Origin of the sequence: Streptomyces sp. R35 (assembly GCF_041053035.1) — a bacterium.
Classification (GTDB): domain Bacteria; phylum Actinomycetota; class Actinomycetes; order Streptomycetales; family Streptomycetaceae; genus Streptomyces; species Streptomyces lutosisoli.
This window is the reverse complement of record NZ_CP163440.1, coordinates 9,347,969-9,374,426: the sequence shown is the minus strand read 5'-3', so window position 1 is coordinate 9,374,426 and position 26,458 is coordinate 9,347,969. Positions and strand designations below refer to the sequence as shown.

Genomic DNA, 26,458 nt, shown 5'->3' with positions numbered 1-26,458 from the left:
AATCCGGCCCCACACCGGTCTCCTCGCCCCCGCCGCCCCTACCCGTCCCATCCCTGGGGGCTGCGCCCCTTTTAGGGGCGCGGGGAACTGCGCAATCTTTTGGACCAGCCCCCACCCACCCGCAGCCGGGGTCGAAGGGGCGCGGTCACCGGCGTGAGCACTCCGTCGCGAAATCATCCGCCAGCGCAGCGATCTGCGCACGCCCCTCCACCCGCTCCAGCCACTCCCACGGCAGCCCATGGTCGCCATACCGCGCCCCCAGGAGGTTGCCGCAGATGGCCCCGGTCGAGTCGCTGTCGCCGGAGTGGTTGACGGAGAGGAGGAGGGCGTCGGTCACGCGGGGCCCGGCGAGGGCGCAGTAGACCGCGATGGCCAGGGCCTCCTCGGCGATCCAGCCGGCACCGAGGCGCTCCACCTTCTCGGCGCTCGGGTCCCCCTCGTCGGCGAGGTCCAGGGCCCGCCGCAGCGCGACGGCGGTCTCCTCGTGCCCGGGGTGCCGGGCGAGCAGCCGCAGAGCCCGCAGTACGGCGCTCTCGACGGACTCCCCGGCGACCAGGTGGACGACCATCGCGGCCAGCGCCCCGGCCGCGTAGTACCCGGTGGGATGGCCGTGGGTCATCTGGGCGCACCGCGCGGCGAGCCCGAACGCGAAGTCCTCCGAGGCGGGGGCGAGCCCGAAGGGTGCCGAGCGCATCACCGCACCGCAGCCCTTGGAGTCGGGGTTCACCGCTCCCGGCGGACCGAGTGCCAGCGCTGGGTCGGGAACGTGGTCCCGTTCGAGCCCGGAGAGGCAGGCGTTGCCGGGGGCGCGGCGCGCGTACAGCCAGGCCTGGGCCGCGAGACCGCCGGTGGGCCCGGCGTAGGCGCCGGAATCGTGGGCCGGTGCGCCGGCGGGCACCGCGGCCGTCGCGCTCACCTCGGGCCCCGGCTTCCGCTGTGTCTCCAGCCACCGCTCGTACGCCCAGCGCACCAGTCGCGGTGCCCCGCCGCCGATGCCCTTGCGGCGTTCTCGCGCGTGGGCCTGCCCGAGCCCTTCCACCGTGAACAGCGTCATCTGTGTGTCGTCGCTGACGCGCCCCACGACTCCGTCGCCGTCGGGCACCAGCCCGGTCACGCCCCGGGGTCCGTGCGCGGCGCGGATCCGGTCCAGGGAGGCGAACTCGATCGGATAGCCGAGCGCGTCCCCGATCGCCCCGCCCAGCAGACAGCCGCGTACCCGTGCGCGGTAGACCGCCTCGGCCTCCCAGCCCAGACGTCGGCTCCATACGTCGTTCACTCGCCACTCCTCGACCTCGGTGACCGCCGCTCGACCACCGTCACCGCTCCTCGACTACCGTCGTCGTATGACGATTGTCGCGTCCGGAGCCGCCGCACCCCCAACTGCCCCCGCCCGCAAGGGCGCCGGCAAAGGTACCGGCGACGGTGTCGGCGAAGGCATCGGTCCGCTGCTGCGCGGCTGGCGGGAGCAGCGGCGGGTGAGCCAGTTGGAGCTGGCACTGCGGGCGGACTCCTCGGCCCGGCACATCAGCTTCATCGAGACGGGCCGCTCCCGCCCCAGCGAGGAGATGGTGCTGCGCCTCGCCGAACACCTCGACGTACCCGTCCGGGAACGCAACGCGCTGCTGCTCGCGGCCGGTTACGCGCCGCACTTCAAGGAGACCCCGCTCGACGACCCGTCGATGGACGCCCTGCGCGAGGGCATGGAGCGCCTGATCCAGGGCTACGAGCCCTACCCGGCGCTGGTGGTCGACGCCACGTACAACGTCCTCGCCGCGAACCGGGGCATCGCCATGCTGCTGGACGGCGTCCCCGAGTCCCTGCTCGCGCCGCCGCTGAACGCCATGCGGCTCACCCTCCACCCGGAGGGTCTGGCGCCGCGCATCCGCAACCTGCGCGCGTGGCGGGACCATCTGCTCGCCCAGATGGACCGGCAGATCGCCCTGCGCCGCTCGGAGCCGCTGCGCGCCCTGTACGAGGAGGTCGCGGCGTATCCGGTCCCGGATCCGGACCCGGACCTGGCCGAGGGCGGCGAACTCCGCGGCCCCGTCCCCTATTTCGCGCTTCCGATGCAGATCGAGCACGAAGGCCGGGTCCTGTCCTTCATCTCGTCGATCTCGACCTTCAACACCCCGATGGACGTGACGGTCGCCGAGCTGGCCATCGAGACGTTCCTCCCCGCGGACCCGGCGACGGTCAAGTACCTTCAGTCACTGCTCTCCTGAGGGAACGTCAATCACCGTGCTGGATGCGTCCGGGGTGAAAGTGGCTCGGCGGATCCTGTGAGCGTTGTGGGTGGGACATGACACACTGCTCGGGTACTTCGGCGCGTGGGGAGGCGTGGCGTGAGTGAGCGGCGGGCTGCGCCCACCGTGGGGCAGGTGGTGCTCGGGCGGCGGCTTCAGGAGTTGCGGGAGGCCGCGGGGCTGAAGCGGGAGGAGGCGGCCCGTGTGCTGCGGGTCGCCCCGGCGACCGTGCGGCGCATGGAGATGGCCGAGGTCGCCCTCAAGATCCCTTACGTACAAGTGCTGTTGACGACGTACGGCGTGGCCGACGACGAGGTGGGCTCCTTCGTCACGCTGGCCGAGGAGGCGAACCAGCCGGGCTGGTGGCAGCGGTTCCACGACGTGCTGCCGGAGTGGTTCAGCATGCACGTCAGCCTGGAGGGCGCCGCCCGGATGATCCGCTCGTACGAGCCGCACTTCATGCCCGGGCTGCTGCAGACCGAGGACTACGCGCGGGCCGTGCTGGAGGCGGGGACGGTCGGGCAGACCGGCCCCGAGGCCATCGAGCGGCATGTGGCGCTGCGGATGAACCGGCAGAAGCTGCTCACCCGCGAGAATCCGCCGCACCTCTGGGTGATCATGGACGAGACGGTGCTGCGCCGGCCCGTCAGCATCCGCGCCTCGGTCATGCGCAACCAGATCGACCGGCTCCTCGAAGCGAGCGAGCACGATCACATCACCCTCCAGGTCGCCGAGTACGCGAACGGCCCGCACCCGGGGACGTACACGTCCTTCGCGCTGTTCCGCTTCGCGGAGCCCGAGCTGCCGGACATGGTCTACAGCGAGTACGTGACCGGTGCCCTGTATCTCGACTCGCGCGCCGAGGTCGCCCTGCACCTGGAAGTCCTCGACCACATGTCGGCCCACGCGGCCTCCGCCCAGCGCACCAAAGAGATCCTCCGGGAGTTCCGCGAGAACTTCTGAGAGGCCGCCCGAACACGCCGCCCGAACACGACCGAGGAGCACGCGCATGACCGGCAGTGAAGCCGCGCCCACCCGTATCGACACCAGTCGTCCCCATCCCGCCCGCGTCTACGACTGGTGGCTGGGCGGCAAGGACAACTACCCGGTCGACGAGGAGCTGGCCCGCAAGATCCTCGCCGCGGACGGAACGGCGGTGCGCGGGGCGCGCGCCAACCGCCGCTTCATGCACCGTGCGACGCGGACCGCCGCGCAGGCGGGGATACGCCAGTTCCTCGACATCGGCACGGGCATCCCCACCGAACCCAATCTGCACCAGGTGGCCCAGCAGGTCGCACCGGATGCCAAGGTCGTGTACGCGGACAACGACCCGATCGTCCTGCGGCACGCCGAGGCGCTGCTGCACGGCTCCGCCGAGGGCACCACCGACTACGTACACGCCGATGTCCGTGACCCCGACACCATCCTGCGGCTGGCCGCCGGCTCCCTGGACCTCACCCGGCCCGTCGCCCTGTCACTGGTCGCGCTCACCCACTACCTGGGTGACGCCACGGACGGCGACGATGTGTACGGCCTGATCAAGCGGTACGTCGAGGGGCTCGCCCCGGGCAGCTACGTGGTGCTGTCCCAGGTGACCGCCGACATCAGCCCCGAGGGCGTCGCGAAGGCCGCCGAGCTGTTCCGGCGCAGTGGCACCCCCTTCTTCCCGCGCACGCACGCCGAGTTCTCGCGGTTCTTCGACGGCCTGGAGCTCCAGGAGCCCGGCGTGGTCGCGGTCTCCGAGTGGCGTCCGGAGGCGGAGGACCTGGCGGCCCAGGCGGAGGGAGCTGTCCCGGTGTACGCGGGGGTCGGACTCAAGCTCTGACCCGTACGGGTGCCGTGAGCGGGTGCGTTCCCCTGCTTGCCCCTGGCTTCGAGAGCACGGGTAAGCAAGGGAGCGCGGTCCGTTACCTCACCCCGCACAACAAGTGGTCGATCCACTCCGAGTACCAGGACAACCTGTTCATGCTCTCGCTCTCGCGCGGCGGCCAGAACATCTGGATGCCCCCGCAGGACGCGGACGCCATCGGTGTGAAGGACACGACTGGAACTACGGTGATTCCATCGCCCCTTGGGCGCGCAGCCTGTTCACGCTCCAGCCGAAGACGGAGCTGATGGAGGGCGTGCCGCTGCTCTACCGGATCCACGCGGTGATCGGCATGGCGCTGATCGCGCTGGTGCCGTACACGCGGCTGGTCCATATGTTCAGCGCGCCGGTGCAGTATCTGTTCCGTCCGTACGTGGTCTACCGCGGCCGCGACCCGAAGCAGCTCGGGGCGCGGCCGGCACGGCGGGGCTGGGAGAAGACGGACGCCTGACCTTCAGGCGGCGCCGCCGTCCTTGGGCCCCCTGTCCTCGTCGACGATCTCGGCGTCCACCACGCCCTCCTCGTCGCCCGGGGCCTGCTCGGTGGGCGGCTGGTCCTCCGGGGGCGTCTGCTGGGCCTGCGCGTACATCGCCTGCCCCATCCGCTGGCTGACGGTGGCCAGCTTCTCGATGCCGGCGCGCAGGGCGGCCGTGTCGGTGGAGGAGTCCTCCAGGAGCCGTTTCAGGTCGGCTGCCGCGGACTCGACCTCCGGCTTCGTGTCGGGCGGGATGCGCTGCTCGTTCTCACGGACGAACTTCTCCGTCTGGTAGACGAGTTGCTCGCCCTGGTTGCGGGTCTCCGCGGCCTCACGGCGCTCCCGGTCCTCCTCGGCGTACTGCTCGGCCTCGCGCATCATGCGGTCGATGTCGTTCTTGGGGAGCGCGGAGCCGCCGGTCACGGTCATCTTCTGCTCGCGTCCGGTGGCGAGATCCTTCGCCGAGACGTGCATGATCCCGTTGGCGTCGATGTCGAAGGCGACCTCGATCTGCGGCACCCCGCGCGGCGCGGGCGGCAGCCCGGTGAGGTCGAACACGCCGAGCTTCTTGTTGTACGCGGCGATCTCGCGCTCGCCCTGGTAGACCTGGATGCCGACCGACGGCTGGTTGTCCACGGCGGTCGTGAAGATCTCCGAACGCCGGGTCGGGATCGTGGTGTTGCGCTCGATGAGCTTGGTCATGATGCCGCCCTTGGTCTCGATGCCGAGGGACAGCGGGGTGACGTCGAGGAGCAGCACGTCCTTCACGTCTCCCCGGATGACACCCGCCTGGAGGGCCGCGCCGAGCGCCACGACCTCGTCCGGGTTGACGCCCTTGTGCGGGTCCTTGCCGGTGAGTTCCTTCACGAGGTCGGTGACGGCGGGCATGCGCGTGGAGCCGCCGACCAGGATCACGTGGTCGACCGCGGAGAGCTTCACGCCCGCGTCCTTGACCGCCTGGTGGAAGGGGTTCTTGCAGCGGTCGAGCAAGTCGGCGGTGAGTTCCTGGAACTGAGCTCGCGTCAGCTTCTCGTCGAGGTGCAGGGGGCCGTCGCCGGTGGCGGTGACGTAGGGCAGGTTGACGGTGGTCTCCGAGGCGCTGGACAGTTCGATCTTGGCCTTCTCGGCGCCCTCGCGCAGCCGTTGCAGCGCCATCTTGTCGTGGCCGAGATCGATGCCGTACGAGGCCTTGAACCGCTGGGCGAGGTGCTCGACGATCCGCTGGTCCCAGTCGTCGCCGCCGAGCCGGGTGTCGCCGTTGGTGGCCTTGACCTCGATGACACCGTCGCCGATCTCCAGGAGCGAGACGTCGAAGGTGCCGCCGCCCAGGTCGAAGACGAGGACGGTCTGCTCCTCGCCGCGGTCGAGCCCGTACGCGAGCGCGGCGGCCGTCGGCTCGTTGATGATCCGCAGGACCTTCAGGCCCGCGATCTCGCCCGCCTCCTTGGTGGCCTGGCGCTGCGCGTCGTCGAAGTAGGCGGGCACGGTGATCACGGCGTCCGTGACGTCCTCGCCGAGGTAGGCCTCCGCGTCCCGCTTCAGCTTCTGCAGCACCCGCGCAGACAGCTCCTGCGCCCGGTAGCGGGTGCCGTCGATGGCGTCCTTCTCCGGAAAACGCCAGGTCACGTCCCCCATGTGACGCTTCACGGAGCGCGCGGTGCGCTCCACGTTCGTCACCGCCTGCCGCTTGGCGACCTCGCCGACGAGCACCTCGCCGTTCTTGGCGAAGGCCACCACGGAGGGCGTGGTGCGCGCACCCTCGGCGTTGGCGACGACGGTGGGGTCGCCGCCCTCCAGGACGGCCACCACCGAGTTCGTCGTACCGAGGTCGATCCCGACCGCACGTGCCATGTCCGTCCCCTTCCGCCAGGGCTCTGCCCGATCTCCAGCACAAATCTTGAGTGGCTGGTTGTCAATGGCACGGGGTCGCGTAAAGGAGCGCGCATGACGATGCCGCGCCCCCTCGGGGAAAGCGCGGCATCGGCGTACGAGCGTCAGGCGAGCTTCGCCGTCAGGGTGATCGTCGTGCCGGTCAGCGCCTGGCTGACCGGGCAGTTCTTCTTGGCGTCCTCGGCGGCCGCGAGGAAGGCGCCCTCGTCGATGCCGGGCACCGAGCCCTCGACAGTGAGGTGGATGCCGGTGATGCCCTCACCGGGCTGGAAGGAGACATCGGCGGAGGTGACGAGCTTGGTGGGCGGGGTGCCGGCCCCCGCGAGAGCGTGCGAGAACGCCATGGAGAAGCAGCTGGAGTGGGCTGCGGCGATCAGCTCCTCGGGGCTGGTCTTGCCGTTCGCGTCCTGGGCGCGCGACGCCCACGTCACCGGCTGCTGGGCGATGGCGCCGGAGGAGTCGAAGGTGACGACGCCCTTGCCCTCGAGCAGGTTGCCTTCCCAGACGGTGTGTGCAGAGCGCGTGGTGGCCACGGTGAATCCCTTCAGTGAGGTCCCGTTTTCGGGGTCCGTACCCACCATCCGATCACAACCTGGCCCGGCGCACGCGGAAGACAGGTCACGGCATCCCGAAGAGGGGTCACCGCACTCGGAAGACGGGCCCACGCGCGGTGAACGGCAGCCGCGCGTCCTGCGGGATCAGATACGCGTGCTCACGCCGCACCCGCAGCACATCGCAGTAACCGTCCGTGATCACCAGGACGGGCGCGCCGGGCGGGAAGTCGTCGGCGCGGTGCAGCAGGTCGATCCCGGGCTGCAGCACCGTACCGCCGCGCCCGTGCACGCGGACGCGTCCGGCGATCTCCGTGACCGGCAGATATCCCGCGTCGTGCGGGGCCGCGTCGCAGAAGACGACGCGGGCGGCCGGTACGTCGCGGGCCTCGGCGTACGAGGCGATGGCACCCAGCGCCTTGCCGAGCAGGGTGCGGTCCATGGAGCCGGAGGTGTCGAGGACGACGCCGAAGGTGCAGCGGGCGATCTCCTCGGGCGGGAAGTAGCGGCCCGCTCGCGGGATGTCGGGGGTCGCCGCCTGGCGGCGCGCCGGACGCGCGTACGTCCGTACGGGCTCCGGGCGGGGCACGAACTCGTCGAACCAGCGGGCGAGTTGGGCGTCCCAGGGCAGCGGAGGATGGCTGAGCGCGCGGATCTCCTCCACCAGACCGCCCGGCAGGAATCCGCGCTCCTGCTGCTGGTGCAGGTCGAGGCCCTGGCCGAGGCCCCGGCGGTAGAACTCGTCGAGGTCGACATAGTCGCGCGGCGAGCCGAGCGGTCCGCCGAGGATGTCGCCCGCGCCCTTGCCGCGCAGCGTGGACAGGCGGCGCATCCGGCGCAGGTCGCCGGCGATCCGGTCGTAGACCTCCTCCGCCGACAGGTCCTTCAGCTCCGGGTCGTGCAGCAGCCCTTCGGGCATCGTGCCGACCTGCATCTCGCACAGCCAGCCGTTGATCACATAGTCGGCGGCGACGTTGAAGAGATACGGGTCGCGGGTCCCGCAGCGGTCGCCGTGGCGCAGGGCGGCGTGCAGCATCTCGTGGGCGAGGACGAACCGCCATTCCTCGGCGTCGAACTGGCACAGCGGGTTGATGTAGATCTCGGCGGCCTCCGGGTTGACCGCCGCGATGGAGATGCCGTGGGCGCGGGCGAGTTCGGCGTCGGCGACGAGGGTGATGCCGGCCGCGACGCCGCCGAGCAGCGGGTAGGAGGAGATGAACCAGCTCAGCGCCTTCTCCCAGGGCTGCAGCCGGGTGGGTCCGCCGCGCATGGACGTGCGGCGGCCGCCCGCCATGTCCATCGCGTCGGCCATGGTGCGGGTCAAGGCGTGCGCGAAGGCGATCTGCCAGTCGGGCGGGGAGCCGCCGATCCAGCTGTTCCACGGCACCAGCAGCTGGTCCGGCTCGTCACGTCCCGTGCCGCAATGGTCGTACCGGGGCGGGATGCCGTCGCGGCGCCAGCGGGCGGCGAGCTGCTCCTCGTCGCCGTCCGGGTAGGAGTCGGGCAGGTCCTCGGGGGTGAGCCCGATCGGGAAGCCGAGCAGGAAGCGGTTGACCACGACGCAGCGGGCTGCGAGGTCGAAACGGTCGGGCTGTACGCGCTCGCCGACAGCGGCGGGGACGTGCCCGAAGCCCAGATGAATGACGGCGTGCGCGATGGCCCAGGCCCAGGCGGCCGGTTCGGCGCGGCGGGTGGGATGGACGTGCAGGATGCCGTCGGAGTCGACGCACACCAGACCGGCGCGCGGCGCCCTGACGCAGTCTTCCTGCCGGCATGTGCTGAACCCGATGGCGGCCAGCGCCCGATTGGCCCGCACCAGCCGCATCCCCTCCGCGAACGCCTCGGCGGCGGGATCCGGCTTGGCCGCTGCCGCCGGCTTACGGGGGCGGCTCATCGCGGGGCTCCGGCGGACGGCCGAATCAGCCTGTCCGGCGTTTGAGGACGAGCGCGAAGCGCGACAGCGGGGGCCTGGCGGCGGCAGCCCCCAGGTACGGGACGGGTAGGGGCGGAGGGGGCGAGGAAGCCGGGGGACGGCGCGCGCAGCGCCCCGCTCATCGCCGCGCCTCCACCAGCCGCGGCATGTCCCGTGCCGCCTCGACCAGGAACCACGCGGGCAGTACGGGGTTGCCGTCGGCGTCGGCGGCGATCACGCTCTGGGCGACCTCGACGGAGATCTCGGCGAGCTGGACGAGCAGCGACTTGGCGCGGAACGCGGTCTGGCGGCCGTTCTCCGAGAGGTGCTCCTTGCTGGCCGGCAGCTCTTTGACGAGGCGGCCACGGAAGGACTCGGCGAGGTAGTAGAGCAGGTCGCGGTCCTCCGGGCGGCCGGGCCAGCGGGCGTCGCCCTTGATGATGGCCTCGATACCGAACCGGCTGCGCACGATCTTGACGTAACCGCAGAAGGCGACGGCGTGCGCGGGCGTCAGCGTGCCGTGCGCGATCACCTTCAGGGTCGCCTCGTCGAGGGCCGGCCCGAAGGAGCGCAGCGCGTCGGAGAGCATGTGCCAGGAGCGGGGCGTGGAGAAGGGTTCCTCCGTCTTCGGCGGCTTGGACCACAGGTGGTCGGGCCGGTCGGTGAGATGGTCCAGGACCCACGGGTGGATGTCGTTGGAAGCGGCCCAGACGAGCCAGTCCTTCGGGGACGCCTCCAGGTGGACGTGCGCGAGACGGTTGACCAGCGCCGAGGCGATCGGGCGCGCCAGCGCGTTGTCCGTCGCACGGTTGCCCGCGCCGATCACGATGGAGCCCTTCGGCAGCTCGTAGTTGCCGATGCGGCGGTCCAGGATGAGCGAGTAGAAGGCCTTCTGTACGTCCGGCGTCGCCGCGTTCAGCTCGTCCAGGAACAGGCAGTACGGCTCGTCGCGGGCGATCGCCTCCGGCGGGCAGAACACGGACCGGCCGTCGCGGATCTGCGGAACGCCGATGAGGTCCTCGGGGGCGAGCTGGGTGCCGAGCAGGCTCACGCACTCAAGTCCCAGCGACTCGGCGAACTCCCTTACCAGGGAGGACTTTCCGATGCCGGGGGCGCCCCAGATGAAGACCGGCCGCACGGTCGCGAGACCGAGCAGCAGCTCCGGTATACGGGCGGGAGTGACGGTGACGGCTGCCTGCACGCAGCGGCTCCCCTCTTTGCGCCTAAACCGGCGCCGCTCTCGCGGATGTGGTTGCTCGCCGTCGAGGTTACGCAATTCATGGTTGCGGTGGTCACTCATTTAAATGCGGACCAGGCGCCGGAACCCCCGCTCCCACGGCGACGTGTGAGGCACTGGGTCATTCCCGGGTCCCGGCCGCTATGGCCGGATTGTGCGCTGGGCAAACCCTTCCAGCGGTGCCATTTTGGGCCCCCTCGCCCCTCAGGGACCGAGCGCGGCGAGGTGAACCATCAGGGGGTTTGACCATGCGCATGATCTATTCGGACCGGGGTCCGTCACCGCTGGATTCCGGCAAGCCCGGTGCGGCCGACCGGGATGCGACGTTCGGCTGGTGGGGTGCGTTCAGCATCCAGAAGTTCGTGAACCAGAACCCGCTCTCGCACACGCACGAGGACGCCACGGGCTGGCTCGCCTATCTCCAGCAGTTCTACGACCGGAACTTCTGGTTCGCGGACGGCGGCGTGCAGGTGTGGGCGTACGAGGAGACGTACGACAACTGGCAGGACCGCTACGGGGTGGACGCCGTGGTCGCCGTCTACCACTCGGGGCACGGCGGCATGGACGGCAACGGGGTGTTCTTCGCACCGCTCGGCGCGGTGTGGGACGGCCGCAGTGACGCGATCTCCAACCGCATGGCGTTCGGCAACGAGAAGGCGAACTACGTCTTCTGGTCCACCTGCAACTCGGTGCGCGTCCTCGAAGGGCACACCCCGATCCGCACCTGGGCGGGCCCCAACCTCGGCTCACGGATGATCTTCGGCTTCGAGACGACGAGCATCGACAGCCCCGACTACGGCAAGAAGTTCTGGGAGAAGTGGCGGGCCGGGCAGACGTTCACTGACGCCTGGCTGAACGCTTCGTGGGACATCTACCAGGGCCAGGCGCCCTCGGTCTGCGCCACCGGGCCGACCCAGGCGGAGGCGGCCAACCGCCTGGGCTCCGAACGGAACTTCGTCCGCGAGCACGTCTCGGACGCCTGGTACGCCTGGCGCTGGTACTACGCCCGCAGCAGTCTGCGCGAGGCGGCGACCGCCGTACCCGAGCAGACCGTTCAGCTGGCTCCGCGTGATCCGAGCGCCGAACTGGCACGGCTCGGGGAGCTGGCGAACTTCCCGGCCGCCGCGCTGCAGGAGGTCCAGGTCGAGCGGCAGGGTGTGCTGAGCGCCAACTCCGGTGACCGGTACGTCTCGACGGCGCCGCTCGCCGCGCGCTGGGTCAAGCTCGCCGAGGCCAATCACCGCAACACCGATCAGCTGGACACCGGCCGGGCCATCGAGTTGGCCCGCGCCTTCGCCGAACAGCACGCGGACGGCGCCGAGTTGATCGTCGACTCGGTGCACGACCTGTGGCAGAACTCCGGCAGCAAGGACGGCTCGCAGCTCGGCGAACCGGTGTCGCTCCAAACGCATGTGACGTTCCGTCAGGCCTTCGGCGGCGTCCCCGTCATCACGCCCGGGCGCGGTGAGATCCGGGTGGCGCTCGACAACGACGGCACGGTCGTCCAGGCGCACCTGTCGACGAGGGAGGCGGCAGGTTCGACCCGTACGCCGAGTTCCGTGGTCGCGCCGCCCTCCGGGCAGGGGATACGGCCCGCCGCGGCACCGCTTCCGCGGGACCCGGCCGAGTCGCTGGCCGCAGCCCAGCTGAGGCTGGTCCAGCATCTCGCCGTGGTGGGCTCCGACGAGCAGCGTTCCGCCGCCGAGATCCATGAGCGGCTGGAGATCCGGGACGTGCCGGGCACACTCCAGGTCGGCTACGAGATCGAGGGCAACGAGGCCTACCCCGCGGCCCGCAAGCTGATCGAGATCGGGCAGCAGGACAGCAGGTTCAAGACGCGGCGCTGGGTGGTCGCACCACTGGCCCGGTAGTCAGGGGCCAGGCCGTACCCCGGCGGTCGGGGGCCGGCCCGTCAGGCGGCACGCTCGCTCGGGCGTGCCGCCAGCGGTACTTGGGGGCCGTCGCACTCGCGCAGCCACCGCCGCAGTACGTGGTGGATGTGCTCGGCGCCGACGAGTCCGGTGCCGTCCTCGGCCGGCGTGGAGAGCGCCACCGGCGAGAGCAGAAAGGGCCGCGCCTGGGACCCGCCGAGTCCGCCGTGCGAGCCGATCTGCTCCTCGAAGGCGAGGACTTCGCCCTCTTTGGGGTCGTACCAGGAGTTGACCATGATGTCGGCGGCGTGCGGGAACGAGTGTGTGCGGCGTACGGCGTCGGCGGCACCGGGTCCGAAGTCGGCGAGCGGGCCCGGGTGTTCGTCGTCGAGCTCGTCCACCGGCACCTCCGCGCCGTATGCGCCGAGCACGAGGCCGCCGTGCTCCTCACTGCGCACGAGGACGAAACCGACGCCGGGGTGGTTGGAGAGCGTCGACAGCAGCGCGGGGTGGCGCCGGTCGATCTCCTCGCGGCTCATCCGGTGCGGCACATCGGGGAAGGAGACCAGGCCGAGGTTGCCGGAGGCCAGCACGATGGGCTCGGAGCCGCGCGAGGGGCGGTGCCGCTCATCGCCCTCCTCGACCGGCCTGCGCAGTGCGGCCCGTACGGCGGCCCGCGCCTCGGCACCGCTGTGCGTGCGCTGCGCCCTGCGCGGCACGGGCAGCCCGCAGCCCGCGCGGACCAGATTGCCGAGGGTGAGCCCGTAACGGGCCAGGAAGGTCTCGCCGGGGCTCTGGCCGTGGTCCGACAGCAGCACGATCCGGTACGGCCGCGGGGCGTGCTCGGCGACCTTCGCGATCAGCGCGAGCGAGCGGTCGAGGCGCTCCAGGACCTTCTCGGCGTCACGGCTGTACGGTCCGGAGTGGTGCGCCACCTCGTCGTACGCCACCAGGTCCGCGTAGACCGCGTTGCGCCCGGCGAGCATGTCGCCGATCACCGCGGCGACGACGACGTCCCGCTCGACGACGGTCGCGAAGGCGCGGACGAAGGGGTAGAGCCCGCCGCGCTTGACGCGTGGCCGGCGCTTCTTGAACCGGGCCCAGGTGGACTGGCCCAGCTCCCGCAGCGCCTCGGCGACGAAGGACATCGCCGTACGGACGGCGTTGGCGGGGTCGGAGAAGTACGCGAAGTAGCCCGCCCGCGAGCGGTTCTCCTTCCCCCTTCTCGCGGCCATGGACAGCACGAGGGCCAGCTCGTCGGCGCCGCCGCTGAAGAGGTTGCCGCGGCTGGCGCCGTCGACGGTGAGCAGTCCGCCGTCACCGGTGTGCTCGATCGCGCGGCGCTGGAGTTCGGCGGCGCTGGTGGGCCGGTTGCAGACCATGACCTCCTGGCTGTCCTTCTCGTACCAGCGGAAGGCCGGGACGTCGTGGTTGCTGCCGTGCAGGATGCCGAGCTGGCTGGCGCCGGTCTGGCTGGACCAGTCGGTGCGCCAGGGGGTGAGCCGGTGGGTCGGACGCCTGCCGCCGAGCCAGGCCGCCACGGTCGGCATGAGCCCCTTGGCGATGGCGCCCTCCAGGACGTCGTGGCCCACGCCGTCGAGCTGGAGGAAGACGGCGCCGGGGGTCACGGGCCCGGCCTGTCCGTCGGAGCGCCTGCGGCGCCGGTCGGCGAGCCGGTACAGCCGGCGCCGGTACGCGTCGTCGTCCCGTACGGCGAGGGCACCACCGGTGGCCGAGGCGACGGCGGACATCACGGCGGCGACGACCACGGCCGTCTCGGGGGCGACCTCACTCTGCCCGGAGGGGCTGATCCGCAGGGCGATCAGCAGCAGGGACCCGTTGAGGAAGAAGACGAGCAGCCCGAGCACCAGGGCCGGCACCAGCAGCAACGCCCTGACCAGCAGGGGCCACACAAGCGACGACAGCAGACCGAAGACACCCGCTGCCGCCGCCGCGGTGACGGCGATCTGCGTGGCGCTGTCCCCGTTGTCCGACTGCAACTGGAAGTCGGGCAGTACGCCGGCGAGAACGAGCATCGTGACCGTGGACACGGCCCACACCGCGATGCTCCGCCACACTCCGCTGAGGATCCGCCGCCAACGTCCTCCACCCACGCCCAGTCCACCTCACGTCCCGGCCCGCCCGGTACGCGAGGCCTGCTCCCACCCTGTCACAACGATCGGGAGGGGCCGCGAGTCTCCCGTTGGCGGAGTGCGGCTCAGCGGCCGTCGTACCCGGCCGTCGGCATGGACAGACGGCGGTGGACCCGGGCCTTCATCTGGGCGTCGTACGACGGTTCCGCGCAGCCGACCGTCTCGACCCGTACGCCGCGGCGCACACACTCGGCGGTGAACTCGTCGACCGAGGCGAGGGCGCGTTCCAGCACGCGTCGGCTGGGGGCGACGAAGAGATCGACGAGACCCGCCTCGACGTCCGCCCACAGGGTGCGGTGGTCGGGGCGCAGACCGCGCACGAGGAGTTCCCGCGTGACCACGTAGCCGCGTTCGGCGGCCCAGCGGGCACACATGGCGTGCTGGCTGCGGGAGTCGACCAGGAAGGGATCCGCCTCCAGTTCTTCCAGGGGTGTCAGGCTCGCGATCGCCATCACGCGAAGCGACGGGGGGCGCGACGGCGGACCGCTCTGGTCGAGCGAGCAGTTGAAGGCGTGCATGCCGGAGGCACCGCGCGCGTCTCCCATGGCGTCCCCCTCACCTCCGGGTTTCGCCGCCGACCCTACTCCTGCCCGTAGGCTCGGGGGGAGTCGCGCGAAGGAGGCAAAGAGGTGCCGGTGGAGATCACCTGGTGGGGGCACGCCACCTGCACGGTCGAGGACTCCGGAATGCGCCTGCTCACCGACCCGCTCTTCGCGCGCCGGCTCGCGCACCTTCGGCGCAGGCGCGGGGCGCCGCCCCCGCCCCGGGCGGCGGTCGCCGACGCGGCGCTCGTCTCACATCTGCACGCCGACCATCTGCATCTGCCCTCGCTGGCGCGGCTCGCGCCCGGCACGCGGCTGATCGTGCCGAAGGGCGCGCCGCGCGCGGTGCCCGGGCTGCGCAGGCTGGACCATCTCCAGCTCATCGAGGTGGCGCCGGGCGACCGGACCCAGATCGGTGACCTGGTCGTACGCACCGTGCCGGCGCGGCACGACGGACGGCGGCTGCCCATCGGACCGCACCTCTCCCCCGCCGTCGGATATGTGATCGAGGGTGAGGCGCGCACGTACTTCGCCGGGGACACCGGGCTGTTCGCGTCGATGGCGGAGGAGGTCGGACCGGTCGACGTGGCGCTGTTGCCGGTGGGCGGCTGGGGACCGTACCTGGGCGAGGGACACCTCGACGCGGGGCGCGCCACGCAGGCGCTCGCCCAGCTGATGCCGCGCAGCGCCGTGCCGGTGCACTACGGCACGTACTGGCCGATCGGAATGGACGCCGTGCGCCCCCATGAATTCCACGCGCCGGGCGAGGAGTTCGTGCGCCTCGCCGCCGAACGCGCGCCCCAGGTCGCGGTCCACCGCCTCGAACACGGCGAGAGCGTACGCCCGGAGGTCGCGAGGTGACGTTCCCGTCCAGCATGTCCGCCGAACCGGACGCCACGCGCGGCCAGGGCGCATGGCCGGAGGTCGCCCGGTGACCATCCTGACCGTCGCGGCCACGACCGTGCCGCCGGAGTCCACGCAGCAGGCGATCGGCTACCCGTCCCTCTTCCTGCTGGTGCTGATCGGTGCACTCGTGCCGGTCGTGCCGACGGGCGCCCTGGTGAGTTCGGCGGCCGTGGTGGCCTTTCACCAGTCGGCGCCGTTCGCCCTGCTGCTGGTCTTCGGGGTGTCGGCGCTCGCCGCGTTCCTCGGCGACATAACGCTGTACTGGCTCGGTCAGCGCGGTATGCGGTCCAAGAACGGCTCGCGCTGGCTGGAGAACCTCCGGGACCGCGCCCCCGAGGACCGTCTCGCCCAGGCGCAGGAGAAGCTGCGCGACCACGGCATCGCGGTCCTCGTCCTGTCCCGCCTCGTCCCCGCCGGCCGTATCCCGGTCATGCTCGCCTGCCTCCTGGCGAAGACGCCCCTGCGCACCTTCGCCCGCGGCGACGTCCCCGCCTGCCTCGCCTGGGCGGCCACCTACCAGGTCATCGGCATCCTCGGCGGCTCCCTCTTCGACGAGCCGTGGGAGGGCGTGGTCGCGGCGGTGGCCCTGACACTGGCGATCAGCGTGACGCCGAGCCTGTGGCGCAGGGTGCGCAGGACCGCGCCCCGTTAGGGGCGCGGGGAACTGCGCGAGCAACCCAGAACAACCCGCAGCGACCCACCCACCGCGATCACCCCAAAACCCGAGAGCCCCCCACCGGCAGATCCCACAGATCTCCCCGCGCCAGCCCCGCCCGCTGCCAAGCGACCCGCACCCTCGCCAACGGTTCCAGCACCGGCTCCGCCGACAGCACGAACGTCCCCCAGTGCATGGGAGCCATCCGCCGCGCCCCCAGATCGACAGCCGCCCGCACCGCCTCCTCCGGATCGCAGTGGACGTCACTCAGCCACCACCGGGGGTCGTACGCCCCGATGGGGAGGAGGGCGAGGTCGATGCCCGGGTAGCGTCGGCCGATGCGGGCGAACCAGTGCCCGTACCCCGTGTCCCCCGCGAAATACAGCCGCTGGCCGTCGGGCGCCGTCAGCACCCATCCGCCCCACAGGGTGCGGCAGGTGTCGATGAGGCTGCGCTTGGACCAGTGGTGCGCGGGGACGAAGTCGAAGCGGACGCCGCGCAGTTCGGCCGCCTCCCACCAGTCGAGCTCGGTGACGTGGGTGAACCGGCGGCGCCTGAACCAGCGGCCGAGCCCGGCCGGTACGAACACCGGGGTGTCGCGCGGGAGTCGGCGCAGGGTCGGCGCGTCCAGGTGGTCGTAGTGGTTGTGGCTGATGACGACCGCGTCGACGCGCGGCAGCGCGCTCCAGGCCACGCCGACCGGTGTGATCCGGGCCGGGGTGCCGAGGATCTTGCGGGACCAGACCGGGTCGGTGAGAACGGTGAGCCCGCCGATCCGGACCACCCAACTGGCGTGCCCCGCCCAGGAGACGGCGACCGTACGCGCGCCCACCTGGGGCAACGGCTCCGGTTCGAACGGCAGCGACGGGATGTCGGCGAGTCCCTCGGCGCCCGGCCGCAGCGCGCCCTCGCGGGCGAACCTGGCGAAGGCCCGCAGTCCGGGCAGCGGCGCGGTCAGCCGGTCCACGAAGGACCGCGGCCAGTTACGCCGCTCGCCGAGCGGACGGGGCTCGGCGAGCGGACCGGCAGGAACGAGGGGACTAGCAGGAACGAGAGGAACGGCGGGAGTTGCGTGCCCGGCCGCCGCCGGGCTCGAAGAGGACGCCGGATCGTCGGCGTCCTGGGTCGTCGTGCTCGTGGTCGACTCGGACTGCTGCGTCATCGAGGAGGCTCCCATCGCTGAGCGTCGTCGCGGAGATCGTCGAAGGCCGACCCCAAGAGGGTCAACGCGCGTTGCACATGTGGCAGTTCCAACGGCGAGGGCGACGTGAGGCATTCCGCCCGCTCCTCGTCCGTGGCGCCGAGCAGCGGCCCGGTGCCCAGGCGCACCCGGAGCGCCGCGAGGTCGTCGCCGAACCGGTGCCCGCCCGGCGCGGGCATGCCGAGCCGGGCGGTGAGGAAGTCCTCCAAGTCCTGGGCGTCGCCCACCCCGTGCGCCCCGAGCGCGGACCGGAGCGGGCCGAGGTCCACGTACAGATGTCTCCCGGCCTGCGGGGGCCGCGCGAGGGCGCCCGCGCCGACCACCGCGCGGTGCGCGGCGGTGGCCACGTGCGCGTGCAGGCGTACGGCGGCGGTGAGCCGTTCGGTGATGCCGGCGGGCTCGCCGAGCGCGTACGCGGCTGCCGCGGCGACCGGTGCCGCGACCCACGCGCCGAGCACGGTCAGCACGTCGAGGACCTGGGCGCGCAACCGGACCCCGGAGTCGTTGTCGGGGAAGCGGGCGACGGCGGCCGGCCAGCCCTGCGGCAGGAAGGCGCCCGCGAGGTCCGTGACGACGGTGACCTCGCCGGGGAGCATCTCGGCGGGGCTGAGCAGCACCGTGGCGTGCGGCCGGTGCAGGGTGTCGCGCCAGGTCTCGTCGCTGACGACGTGCAGCCCCTCGTCCATCGCGGCCTCGACCGTCTCGTGGACGACCTCGGGCGGCGCGACGGTGGCGGTGGGGTCGTCGGCCACGGAGAGCACGAGCAGGCGCGGTTCACCGCCCTCGGCGCGGACTCTGCGAACGGTCTCCAGGAGGGCGTACGGATCCGGGATGCCGCCGCATTCGGCGGGTGTCGCCACATGGAACACGGATCTGCCCAGCAGGCGTGCCTGCGGCGCCCACCACGCGGCGCACGGACGGGGCACGAGGACGTCGCCGCCGAGCGCGCCGGTCAGCGCGAGGAGCAGCGCGGGGGCGCCGGGTGCGGCGGCCACCCGGTCGTGCGCGGTGGGCAGTCCGCGCCGGCTCCAGTAGCCGCAGGCGGCGTCGAGGAGGCCGGGGCCGCCGCCGGAGGGCTCGGCGTCGGCGCGGTCCGCGGCGGCGGCCAGCACGGAGCGGAGTTCCGGCAGCACGGGCAGGCCCTGGCCGGGAAGGGGCGGGCCGTAACGGACGGGGCCGTGCCCTTCCGGATCCGTCCGCCGCATATGTGCCTCCGCGCAGTCCGTGGTGCGTGCCGTGCCCTGCTCCGGTGCTCCCGCCTCCGTACGGTCTCCGGTGCCCCTGTCCCGTCGTACAGCCCTTCTTGCTTATGCGTCATCCGTGTCCTGGTACAGCTCCTCGTACGGTTCCGCTCGTGCCCTCGGCCTCTCCGTACCCAGGGTTCGGCCACCCCATGGGCACCCGTCCGGTTGTTCCCGTCACAGCGTCAACTGTCTGCTGACGTGTCCTTGTGGCGCAGCCGGTGGACGGCCGCGCCCAGCGCGCCCGCGATCAGGACGCTCCCGGCGACCAGGGCAGGCACGGACCCGGTGAAGGCGCCGCCCTCGCCGGCGTGTACCCCGCGCTGGACGGCCGGGGGCCGCTGGACGTCCGGGGGCCCTTGGACGTCCGGAGGCCATTGCGCGGTGCCACTCGCTGCTTTGGTGCCACGGGCCACGGTGTACGAGGCCTTCCACGGCTTCTTCTGGCCGCCCGGGGGCTCGGGGCACGCGCCGTCGACGCCCCACTCCGGCTCGGGGCCCGTCGCGTCGGAGCCGCCGTCGAAGTTCCCCCCGGACGGGATACGGGCCGTGCCGCGGTAGGCGGCGCCCGCCGCGCTCTCGGTGTCGCCCTGGACCCGGCTCAGCTGGACCTTGCCCTCCTCGAAGCCCTGCGAGGTGGCGTCGATGAAGTCGGGCGGGGCTCCGCCTATCGCGTCGCAGGTGACGGAGATGGTGAGGGTGCCGCCGGGCTCGACGGAGCCGGGGCTGACCTCGGCGGCAGGATCCGCGAACGCGGCCGACGCGGCGGCACCCAGGGCGGCACCTGCCAGGGCGGTGGCGAACAGGGCACGGGCGGTACGGCGCATGGGCTGGGCTCCTTCGGCCGGGCGGCTTTCCCGAGGGGCACGGCCGTCGTGCCCCTCGGGGCCCATCACAGCCCGCCCGGCCGCGCGGCGCGCGCGGCCGGGCACCATTCGCGGGACACAGGCGCCCGAGCGGGTGACGCCAGGGAGACGGCAGCCGGCGTCCGCGAGGGCGGACATACGCGACCCTCCTGCTCGCCGGCTAAGGCTCACGTCCCAGCAGGCACAGCAGCTCGGTCTGTGCGTCGGCGCCGGGCGGCGGCTCCACCGGCGCGGCGAAGAGCCCGCTCTTCGCGAGGTCGGCGGCGTACGGGGTGACCTCGCGGACCGTGAACTCCAGGAGGTCGCCCGGCAGCCGCTCGTCGGCGCCGATCGCCCGGGACAGATCCCAGGTGTGCACGGCCAGGTCGGTCACCAGCTGAGCGCAGTAGAAGGCGGCCGTGGTGTCGGCGTACGACAGGTGGACGACGCGGTCGAGCGCGTCCGGCGCGGTGAAGGCGGCGTGGGAGGCGCGGGCCGACGCATCCCAGGAAGCGGCCGGATCGGAGCCCAGCACATCGCCGTCGAAGGTGTCTCCGATCGCCTCGACGGTGACTCCGTCCCGGACCAGCGGAGGCACCCACAACTGCTCGGAGACGAGATGGTTGACGAGATCACGCACCGTCCAGTCGGTGCAGGGCGTAGGAGCGCCCCACTGGTCGTCCCGGACCGCGTGGACGCGGTCGCCGAACAGGTCGAGGGCCTGCGCGTGCCGGGTGAGCAGCGGGTTTGTGCCGGTCATGCCGACGGCGCCCCCGCCGGTCCCCTCTCCCGGGCCCCGTCCCTCGTACGGCCTGCGAGGACGGGGCGGCGCGGGTGGCGGCGCAGATACTCGCCCTCCAGCAGGGCCATGCGCTCGTTGTGGGTCCGCAGCGCGTCGTTCGAACCGTGCAGCAGCGTGTCGTGGCGCGTGCGGTGGATGGTCTCCAGCTCTTTCATCAGCTGCTGGTCGTCCAGCCGGCCCGGGTCGACTCCGGTCATGGTGGTACCCCGCTCGTCGTGTCCTCGGTGCGGTCCGCGTACCCGCCCGGCAAGCAGTACCCCGAGCGGCGTCCGGGAGGGAGCCATGGATCTCACCTGTCTCCCTCCACTCTACGAACATCCGGGCCCCGGGGCCTCCGTACGCGTCGCCCCGTCCCGTCGCAGACGTACGGCGGAGGAGCACCGGCCCCAGGGGGCGCTGGACAGGGCGGCCTAGCGGGCCCGTTCCACCCGGCGTTCGTCCCACACCGGCTCCTGGGTCTCCCGTACGCGGCCGTCGGAGCCGAAGACCAGGTAGCGGTCGAAGGAGCGGGCGAACCAGCGGTCGTGGGTGACGGCGAGGACCGTGCCCTGGTACGCCTCCAGGCCCTCCTGGAGGGCCTCCGCGGACTCCAGGTCGAGGTTGTCGGTCGGCTCGTCGAGGAGCAGGGCCGTGGACCCCTCCAGCTCCAGCAGGAGGATCTGGAAGCGGGCCTGCTGTCCGCCGGAGAGCTTCTCGAAGCGCTGCTCGGCCTGCGCGGTCAGCTCGTAGCGGCGCAGCCGGGACATGGCGGCGCCACGGTCCTGGGCGTGCTCGGTCCACAGGATGTCCAGGAGCGCGCGGCCCTGCAGCTCCGGGTGGGCGTGCGTCTGCGCGAAGTGGCCGGGCACGACGCGGGCGCCGAGCTTCCACTCGCCCGTGTGCGCGACGGTGTCGCCGGCGAGCAGGCGCAGGAAGTGCGACTTGCCGGAGCCGTTGGAGCCGAGCACGGCGACGCGCTCGCCGTAGAAGACCTCCAGGTCGAACGGGTTCATGAGCCCGGTCAGCTCGAGCCCCTTGCAGGTGATGGCCCGTACGCCGGTACGCCCGCCGTGCAGCCGCATCTTGATGTCCTGCTCGCGCGGCGGCTCCGGAGGCGGTCCGGCCTCCTCGAACTTCCGCAGCCGGGTCTGCGCGGCCTGGTACCGGGACGCCAGCTCATGGCTGATGGAGGCTGCCTGCCGCAGATTCAGCACCAGCTTCTTCAGCTGCGCGTGCTTCTCGTCCCAGCGCCGGCGCAGCTCCTCGAACCGCGCGAACCGCTCCCGCCGCGCCTCGTGGTACGTCGCGAAGCCACCGCCGTGCACCCAGGCGTCGGCGCCCGCGGGGCTGGGCTCGACGCTGACGATCTTCTCCGCGGCCCGGGCCAGCAGCTCCCGGTCGTGCGACACGAAGAGAACGGTCTTGCGCGTCTCCTTGAGCCGTTCCTCCAGCCAGCGCTTCCCCGGTACGTCGAGGTAGTTGTCCGGCTCGTCGAGCAGCAGCACCTCGTCGGTGCCGCGCAGCAGGGCCTCCAGCACGAGCCGCTTCTGCTCGCCTCCGGACAGCGTCCGTACCAGCCGCCACTGCGCCTTGTCGTACGGGACGCCGAGCGCGGCCATCGTGCAGATGTCCCAGAGCGTCTCGGACTCGTAGCCCCGCACCTCGGCCCAGTCGGACAGCGCCTGCGCGTACCGCAGCTGCGCGGCCTCGTCGTCCACGGTCATGATCCCGTGCTCGGCGGCGTCCACGGCCTTCGCGGCCTCCCGGATCCGGGGCGGTGCCACGGAGACCAGGAGCTCCCGTACGGTCGTCTCGTCCCGCACGGACCCCACGAACTGCCGCATCACGCCCAGCCCGCCCGTCACGGTGACGGTCCCCCCGTGCGGCTTCAGCTCCCCCGAGATCAGCCGCAGCAGCGTCGTCTTACCGGCCCCGTTGGGCCCCACGAGGGCCACGACGGCCCCTTCCCCCACCCGAAACGACACATCGCCGAGCAGCGCCCTCCCATCGGGAAGGTAGTACTCAAGATGTGCGGCTTCGAGATGTCCCATGGGGAGGCATTCTCCGGGGAGCCGGGGCCACGGGGCAAACGCGTATTCGCCTGACGCCGCCCCAAGCACGTCTTCGCCCCCGCCGCCCCTACCCGTCCCATCCCTGGGGGCTCCGCCCCCAGACCCCCAAAAGATTGCGCCGTTCCCCGCGCCCCTGAATGCGTCTGCGGGTGGGTGGGGGCTGGTCGCGCAGTTCCCCGCGCCCCTAAAAGACAAAAGACAAGAGACACAAGACAAAAGCACCCGGGGCGGCCCGGGAGGCGACGGGGCGCAGCCCCGAGCCGTCAGGGGCGCGGGGAACTGCGCGCCCAACCCCCACCGGCCCGCACCCGACACACAACCGAACGGGGTCGAAGGGGCAGAGCCCCTGGGGATGGGACGGGTAGGGGCGGCGGGGGCGAAGAACGCATGGCCGAGGCAGGCATACGAGGGTCAAGTCACGGACGTGGAGGGCGAGGTGACACTTCAAGCTCGTCCATATCGCAAGACGCAGGTCTCACTATTCGACATGCGAGCGTACGGTGATGGGTAACCGACACCGGCGAGAAGGGGAACGGTCATGTCGAAGTCGCAGGAGACCGCCGTCTACACACACGGCCACCACGAGTCCGTACTGCGCTCACACACCTGGCGCACCGCCGCCAACTCGGCGGCATACCTGCTCGACTCACTGAAGCCCCACATGAAGATCCTGGACATCGGCTGCGGCCCGGGCACCATCACCGCCGACCTGGCGGAACTGGTCCCCGACGGACACGTCACGGGCGTCGACCACGCACCGGCGATCCTGCGCCAGGCCCGGACCACGGCAGCCGAACGCGGCCTGGACAACATCGAGTTCGCCGTCGCGGACATCCACGCGCTGGAGTACCCGGACGACACCTTCTGCGTGGTCCACGCCCACCAGGTACTGCAGCACGTGGGCGACCCGGTGCAGGCACTGCGCGAGATGCACCGGGTGACCAAGCCGGGCGGGTTCATCGCGGTCCGCGATGCGGACTACTCGGCCATGGCCTGGTACCCGCAGTCGCAGGGCATGACCGACTGGCAGGACCTGTACCTGCGGGTCGCCCGCGCCAACGGCGGCGAGCCGGACGCGGGCCGCCGTCTCAAGTCGTGGGCACTGGCGGCCGGCATCCGGGACATCACGGCCACCTCAAGCACCTGGACCTTCGCCACCGAGGACGAGCGCGACTGGTGGAGCGGCCTGTGGGCAGACCGCACCCTGGCGTCGGCATACGCGGAACGCGCCACGGGGGGTGGTCACGCGACCACGGAACAGCTGCGTGCGGTGTCGGACGCCTGGCGGGAGTGGGGTCGGCAGGAGGACGCCTGGTTCTCGGTCCTGCACGGAGAGATTCTCTGCCGCAAGGAAGTCTGACGGACCCGTCCGCCCGAAACGATCTCGCCCCCTGCACGGCCCAACTAGGCTTCTGCGTATGGAGATTCTGGGAGCCACGCTGCGTATCTGCGTCGACGACCTGGAGGCCTCGGTCCCCTTCTACGAGAGACTGGCCGGCGGGCGTGCCCTCCGCTTCGAGCGTGGTGGCGTCTCGGTCGCCGCGGTCGGCTTCTTCCTGCTGATGAGCGGGCCTGAGGCCGAACTGGACGTTCTCCGGAAGGTCGCCGCCACCATCGCCGTCAAGGACGTCGACGAGGCCCACCGCGTTCTCAGCGAATCGGGGGCTCGCATCCTGGCGGGGCCGGTTGCGACGCCGGCGGGGCGCAATCTGATCGTGATGCATCCGGACGGGGCGGTGTTCGAGTACGCCGACCGCCGCGCCACACAGTAGCCAATGCGGTCTCTCCGCCCCAGACCCCGTTCGGTTGAGTGTCGACTGCGGACCGGTGGGGGCCGTTCGCGCCCCGCGGCGGAGCCGCAAATGTCACAGCCCCGCGCCCCTGAAAGGGGCGCGGGGAACTGCGCAATCTTTTGGGGGTCTGGGGGCGCAGCCCCCAGGTACGGATGGGACGGGTAGGGGCGGCGGGGGCGAGGAACCCCCCGCGTTCACTCGCGCGGCGGCCGCATCCGGAACTCGTACCGCTCCGGCAGCGGCTCATCCGTAACCCGGGCCCACAGCTCGGAAATCACCTCGCCCCCCTCCCTCAGATCCGCAACCTCGAACCCCGCATCGAAGACAGCCCGCGCCGCCCCCACCTCCCCCTCCGCCACCAACAACTGCGCCTCGATCAACCGAAACCGCCCCCGCCCGCGCGTAGCGGGCCGCAACCGCTCCCACACAGCCCGCGCATCCCCCACCCGCCGCACAGCGAGCAGCGCCCCGATCGCCTCACGCCCCAACGCCGCCGTAGCCGCAGTCCACACCACACCGTGATCCCGCCGCTCCCGGCACAGATCGTCGAACGCCTCGGCGTACCGGTCGGCGGCCCGCTCCCGATGGCCCGCCTCCTGGTCGGCGACGGCGAGACAACGGAGCAACGGCCAAAGGGACGGGGCCAGTTCGAGCGCCCGCTCCCAGCTCCGTACGGCCTGCGCCAGATCACCCGCGTGCCACTGGGCCACCCCGAGGTGGTACTCGGCGAGCGGCACGGCGGGCGCGGTCTCCAGCATGTCCCGCCAGTGCGAGGCGACCAGGGTCTCGCCGGGCGGCCCGACCCGCCGAGGCTCCGGAAACGCACCCGATCGCAGCAGCTCAAGCCACGGCGCCTGCGCCTCACCGAGGGTGGACTCGTCGAAGGGCGTACCCGGCAACTTGTAGGCAGCGCGCAGCACTTCGAGTGCGCCCCAGCCGGATCCGACGGCGAGCACCTCGCTGGGCTCGGTGTCGGCGTACGGTGCCCAGGCGGCGTACGCGGCGTCGACGTCACCCCGGGGCAGGGAGGCCTCCAGCCGGTCCTCGACCTCGGCCTGCGCCGCCTCCCAGTCCGCGCCGTGAACCGCCGCCGCGTTCCCGCTCAAGGGCCCGTACGCCTCAAGCCAGGACACCTCGCTCTCCGCGTCCAGCCGCACATGTTCGAGCTGGGTGCGCGCGAGCCCGGCCTGGATCTCGCAGTATCCGCCGGTTCCCGGTTCGGTCAGCCACTCCTGCCAGCGCCGTCCTCCAGAGCCCGAGCCCCAGACGAACAGCTTGCGCCCACGCAGCACATCGGTGGACGTCTGCACGAGCCCGTCGCCCGCGTCGTCGAGCGCGGCGATCCAGCGCCGCCGCCCGTCGGGCACCTCGTAGAAGTAGTCGGCGGGGAAGGTGCTGTTCAGGGGGTATGTCCGGTCGACTTCCTCGTACGACGGCACGGGCACCCGGCGCAGTCGGCGCTCGTAGCCAAAGTGCCATGCCTCCTCGGCCGGCGCCAGTACCCTGCGCTCCTCGGGGACGGCGATGTTGGACCACCAGTACACGGGCGCGGGCTTCTCGTGCGGGTTGCGGACGCGTACGCCGACGTACAGGAAGTCGGAGCCGTCCGGCAGCCACAGGTCGACCTGGAAGGGCAGGTCGCGCAGCCGCTCCCACTCCCAGAGGCGGAGCATCTCGCCGCCGTCGGGGGCGGGGACGCGGGCGGCGTGGACGGGCGAGCAGGACAGGGTGGTGTGGCCCGTCGCGCCGATGTTCCACTCGATGCCGCCGGAGAACCAGGCGCCGTTGAGGGCGAAGCAGGCGGGCTGCAACACCGGGTTGCGGTAGAGGAGTTCGCGCTGCGAGGGCTTGTGGAAGAGGGAGACGACACGGCCTCCGTAGCCGGGCAGCACGGTGGCCCGGAGCCGGTCGTTCTCGATCACGATCGCGTCGGTCTCGCGGGGCGCCCGCTGTCTGTCGTACCCGTCGCGGATGCGCTCCGGCAGGACGCTGCGCAGCGGCTCGTATCCGATCTGCCAGGCCATGTCGCGGGGCAGGCCCTCGCGGTCGCGTTCGTCGATGCGGTGCATCTCGTCGAGGGGCCGCAGCGGCGGCAGCGGGTTGTTCGGCCCCAACTCGGCGGCGGGAAGCGTCAGTACGTCACGTCGGATCGTCGTCACGACGACCATGGAACATGGCCATCGAGGAGCTGACCAGGGTCTCCGCTCGTCAGGATCCGGTCAG

At 71.8% G+C, this 26,458-nt stretch carries 22 protein-coding genes and 1 pseudogene; 9 read left to right on the top strand and 14 right to left on the bottom strand.

Going from position 1 to position 26,458, the window contains the following annotated elements; translation table 11 throughout:
* Positions 1-145 precede the first annotated feature (145 nt).
* Positions 146-1,276, bottom strand: coding sequence for an ADP-ribosylglycohydrolase family protein (locus AB5J50_RS42160; RefSeq protein WP_369263881.1), 1,131 nt, complete (start codon positions 1,274-1,276; stop codon positions 146-148).
* A 67-nt stretch (positions 1,277-1,343) separates the two neighbouring features.
* On the opposite strand from AB5J50_RS42160, the gene AB5J50_RS42155 reads away from it, so the two are divergent.
* The 4 genes and pseudogenes from AB5J50_RS42155 to AB5J50_RS42140 form a co-directional block, all read left to right on the top strand.
* Positions 1,344-2,222: a helix-turn-helix domain-containing protein gene (locus AB5J50_RS42155; protein ID WP_369263880.1), complete on the top strand. Its 879-nt coding sequence runs from the start codon at positions 1,344-1,346 to the stop codon at positions 2,220-2,222.
* A gap of 120 nt (positions 2,223-2,342) precedes the next feature.
* Positions 2,343-3,206: a helix-turn-helix domain-containing protein gene (locus AB5J50_RS42150; RefSeq protein WP_369263879.1), complete on the top strand. Its 864-nt coding sequence runs from the start codon at positions 2,343-2,345 to the stop codon at positions 3,204-3,206.
* Between the two features lie 46 nt (positions 3,207-3,252).
* Positions 3,253-4,068 carry an SAM-dependent methyltransferase gene (locus tag AB5J50_RS42145; protein WP_369263878.1) on the top strand — a complete coding sequence of 272 codons (816 nt, stop codon included), beginning with the start codon at positions 3,253-3,255 and terminating at the stop codon, positions 4,066-4,068.
* A 220-nt stretch (positions 4,069-4,288) separates the two neighbouring features.
* Positions 4,289-4,561: pseudogene (locus tag AB5J50_RS42140) on the top strand (respiratory nitrate reductase subunit gamma); the annotation flags it as partial.
* A gap of 3 nt (positions 4,562-4,564) precedes the next feature.
* On the opposite strand, the gene dnaK reads toward AB5J50_RS42140, so the two are convergent.
* The 4 genes from dnaK to AB5J50_RS42120 form a co-directional block, all read right to left on the bottom strand.
* The gene (gene dnaK / locus AB5J50_RS42135) at positions 4,565-6,436 is read right to left on the bottom strand and encodes a molecular chaperone DnaK (protein WP_369263877.1); all 1,872 of its coding nucleotides are present in this window, start codon (positions 6,434-6,436) and stop codon (positions 4,565-4,567) included.
* A gap of 143 nt (positions 6,437-6,579) precedes the next feature.
* Positions 6,580-7,008 carry an OsmC family protein gene (locus AB5J50_RS42130; RefSeq protein ID WP_369263876.1) on the bottom strand — a complete coding sequence of 143 codons (429 nt, stop codon included), beginning with the start codon at positions 7,006-7,008 and terminating at the stop codon, positions 6,580-6,582.
* A 106-nt stretch (positions 7,009-7,114) separates the two neighbouring features.
* A complete protein-coding gene (locus AB5J50_RS42125) occupies positions 7,115-8,920 on the bottom strand; it encodes a hypothetical protein (RefSeq protein ID WP_369263875.1) in 1,806 nt (601 codons plus the stop codon).
* Between the two features lie 157 nt (positions 8,921-9,077).
* Complete coding sequence (locus tag AB5J50_RS42120) at positions 9,078-10,139, bottom strand: ATP-binding protein (protein ID WP_369263874.1); 1,062 nt, start codon at positions 10,137-10,139, stop codon at positions 9,078-9,080.
* A 284-nt stretch (positions 10,140-10,423) separates the two neighbouring features.
* Between AB5J50_RS42120 and AB5J50_RS42115 the strand changes: the two genes are divergently transcribed.
* Positions 10,424-12,046: a DUF6345 domain-containing protein gene (locus AB5J50_RS42115; RefSeq protein WP_369263873.1), complete on the top strand. Its 1,623-nt coding sequence runs from the start codon at positions 10,424-10,426 to the stop codon at positions 12,044-12,046.
* Between the two features lie 41 nt (positions 12,047-12,087).
* Here AB5J50_RS42115 and AB5J50_RS42110 read toward each other — a convergent pair whose 3' ends face one another.
* Positions 12,088-14,160 (bottom strand): phage holin family protein, encoded by a 2,073-nt coding sequence (locus tag AB5J50_RS42110; protein WP_369263872.1) that lies wholly within the window; start codon positions 14,158-14,160, stop codon positions 12,088-12,090.
* A gap of 104 nt (positions 14,161-14,264) precedes the next feature.
* Positions 14,265-14,717 (bottom strand): hypothetical protein, encoded by a 453-nt coding sequence (locus tag AB5J50_RS42105; RefSeq protein ID WP_369265662.1) that lies wholly within the window; start codon positions 14,715-14,717, stop codon positions 14,265-14,267.
* Positions 14,718-14,828: 111 nt separating this feature from the next.
* On the opposite strand from AB5J50_RS42105, the gene AB5J50_RS42100 reads away from it, so the two are divergent.
* Both AB5J50_RS42100 and AB5J50_RS42095 read left to right on the top strand, forming a co-directional pair.
* Positions 14,829-15,602, top strand: a complete 774-nt coding sequence (locus AB5J50_RS42100) for an MBL fold metallo-hydrolase (RefSeq protein ID WP_327433284.1) — start codon at positions 14,829-14,831, stop codon at positions 15,600-15,602.
* A 70-nt stretch (positions 15,603-15,672) separates the two neighbouring features.
* Positions 15,673-16,299, top strand: coding sequence for a DedA family protein (locus AB5J50_RS42095; protein WP_369263871.1), 627 nt, complete (start codon positions 15,673-15,675; stop codon positions 16,297-16,299).
* Between the two features lie 58 nt (positions 16,300-16,357).
* Here the strand turns inward: AB5J50_RS42095 and AB5J50_RS42090 are convergent, their stop codons facing one another.
* From AB5J50_RS42090 to AB5J50_RS42065, 6 genes are all read right to left on the bottom strand, one after another.
* The gene (locus AB5J50_RS42090; protein WP_369263870.1) at positions 16,358-17,464 is read right to left on the bottom strand and encodes an MBL fold metallo-hydrolase; all 1,107 of its coding nucleotides are present in this window, start codon (positions 17,462-17,464) and stop codon (positions 16,358-16,360) included.
* Complete coding sequence (locus AB5J50_RS42085; protein ID WP_369263869.1) at positions 17,461-18,708, bottom strand: aminotransferase class I/II-fold pyridoxal phosphate-dependent enzyme; 1,248 nt, start codon at positions 18,706-18,708, stop codon at positions 17,461-17,463. The genes AB5J50_RS42090 and AB5J50_RS42085 overlap by 4 nt, the downstream gene beginning before the upstream one ends.
* A 221-nt stretch (positions 18,709-18,929) precedes the next feature.
* The gene (locus AB5J50_RS42080) at positions 18,930-19,571 is read right to left on the bottom strand and encodes a hypothetical protein (RefSeq protein WP_369263868.1); all 642 of its coding nucleotides are present in this window, start codon (positions 19,569-19,571) and stop codon (positions 18,930-18,932) included.
* Positions 19,572-19,770: 199 nt separating this feature from the next.
* Positions 19,771-20,349: a TIGR03086 family metal-binding protein gene (locus tag AB5J50_RS42075; protein WP_369263867.1), complete on the bottom strand. Its 579-nt coding sequence runs from the start codon at positions 20,347-20,349 to the stop codon at positions 19,771-19,773.
* Complete coding sequence (locus AB5J50_RS42070) at positions 20,346-20,588, bottom strand: DUF6158 family protein (protein ID WP_369265661.1); 243 nt, start codon at positions 20,586-20,588, stop codon at positions 20,346-20,348. The genes AB5J50_RS42075 and AB5J50_RS42070 overlap by 4 nt, the downstream gene beginning before the upstream one ends.
* A gap of 213 nt (positions 20,589-20,801) precedes the next feature.
* Positions 20,802-22,421 (bottom strand): ABC-F family ATP-binding cassette domain-containing protein, encoded by a 1,620-nt coding sequence (locus AB5J50_RS42065; RefSeq protein WP_369263866.1) that lies wholly within the window; start codon positions 22,419-22,421, stop codon positions 20,802-20,804.
* A 559-nt stretch (positions 22,422-22,980) separates the two neighbouring features.
* Between AB5J50_RS42065 and AB5J50_RS42060 the strand changes: the two genes are divergently transcribed.
* Together AB5J50_RS42060 and AB5J50_RS42055 are read left to right on the top strand one after the other, a co-directional pair.
* Positions 22,981-23,802, top strand: a complete 822-nt coding sequence (locus AB5J50_RS42060) for a class I SAM-dependent methyltransferase (protein ID WP_369263865.1) — start codon at positions 22,981-22,983, stop codon at positions 23,800-23,802.
* A 58-nt stretch (positions 23,803-23,860) separates the two neighbouring features.
* A complete protein-coding gene (locus tag AB5J50_RS42055) occupies positions 23,861-24,214 on the top strand; it encodes a VOC family protein (protein WP_369263864.1) in 354 nt (117 codons plus the stop codon).
* 215 nt (positions 24,215-24,429) lie between these two features.
* Here the strand turns inward: AB5J50_RS42055 and AB5J50_RS42050 are convergent, their stop codons facing one another.
* A complete protein-coding gene (locus AB5J50_RS42050) occupies positions 24,430-26,403 on the bottom strand; it encodes a DUF5107 domain-containing protein (RefSeq protein ID WP_369263863.1) in 1,974 nt (657 codons plus the stop codon).
* Positions 26,404-26,458 lie beyond the last annotated feature (55 nt).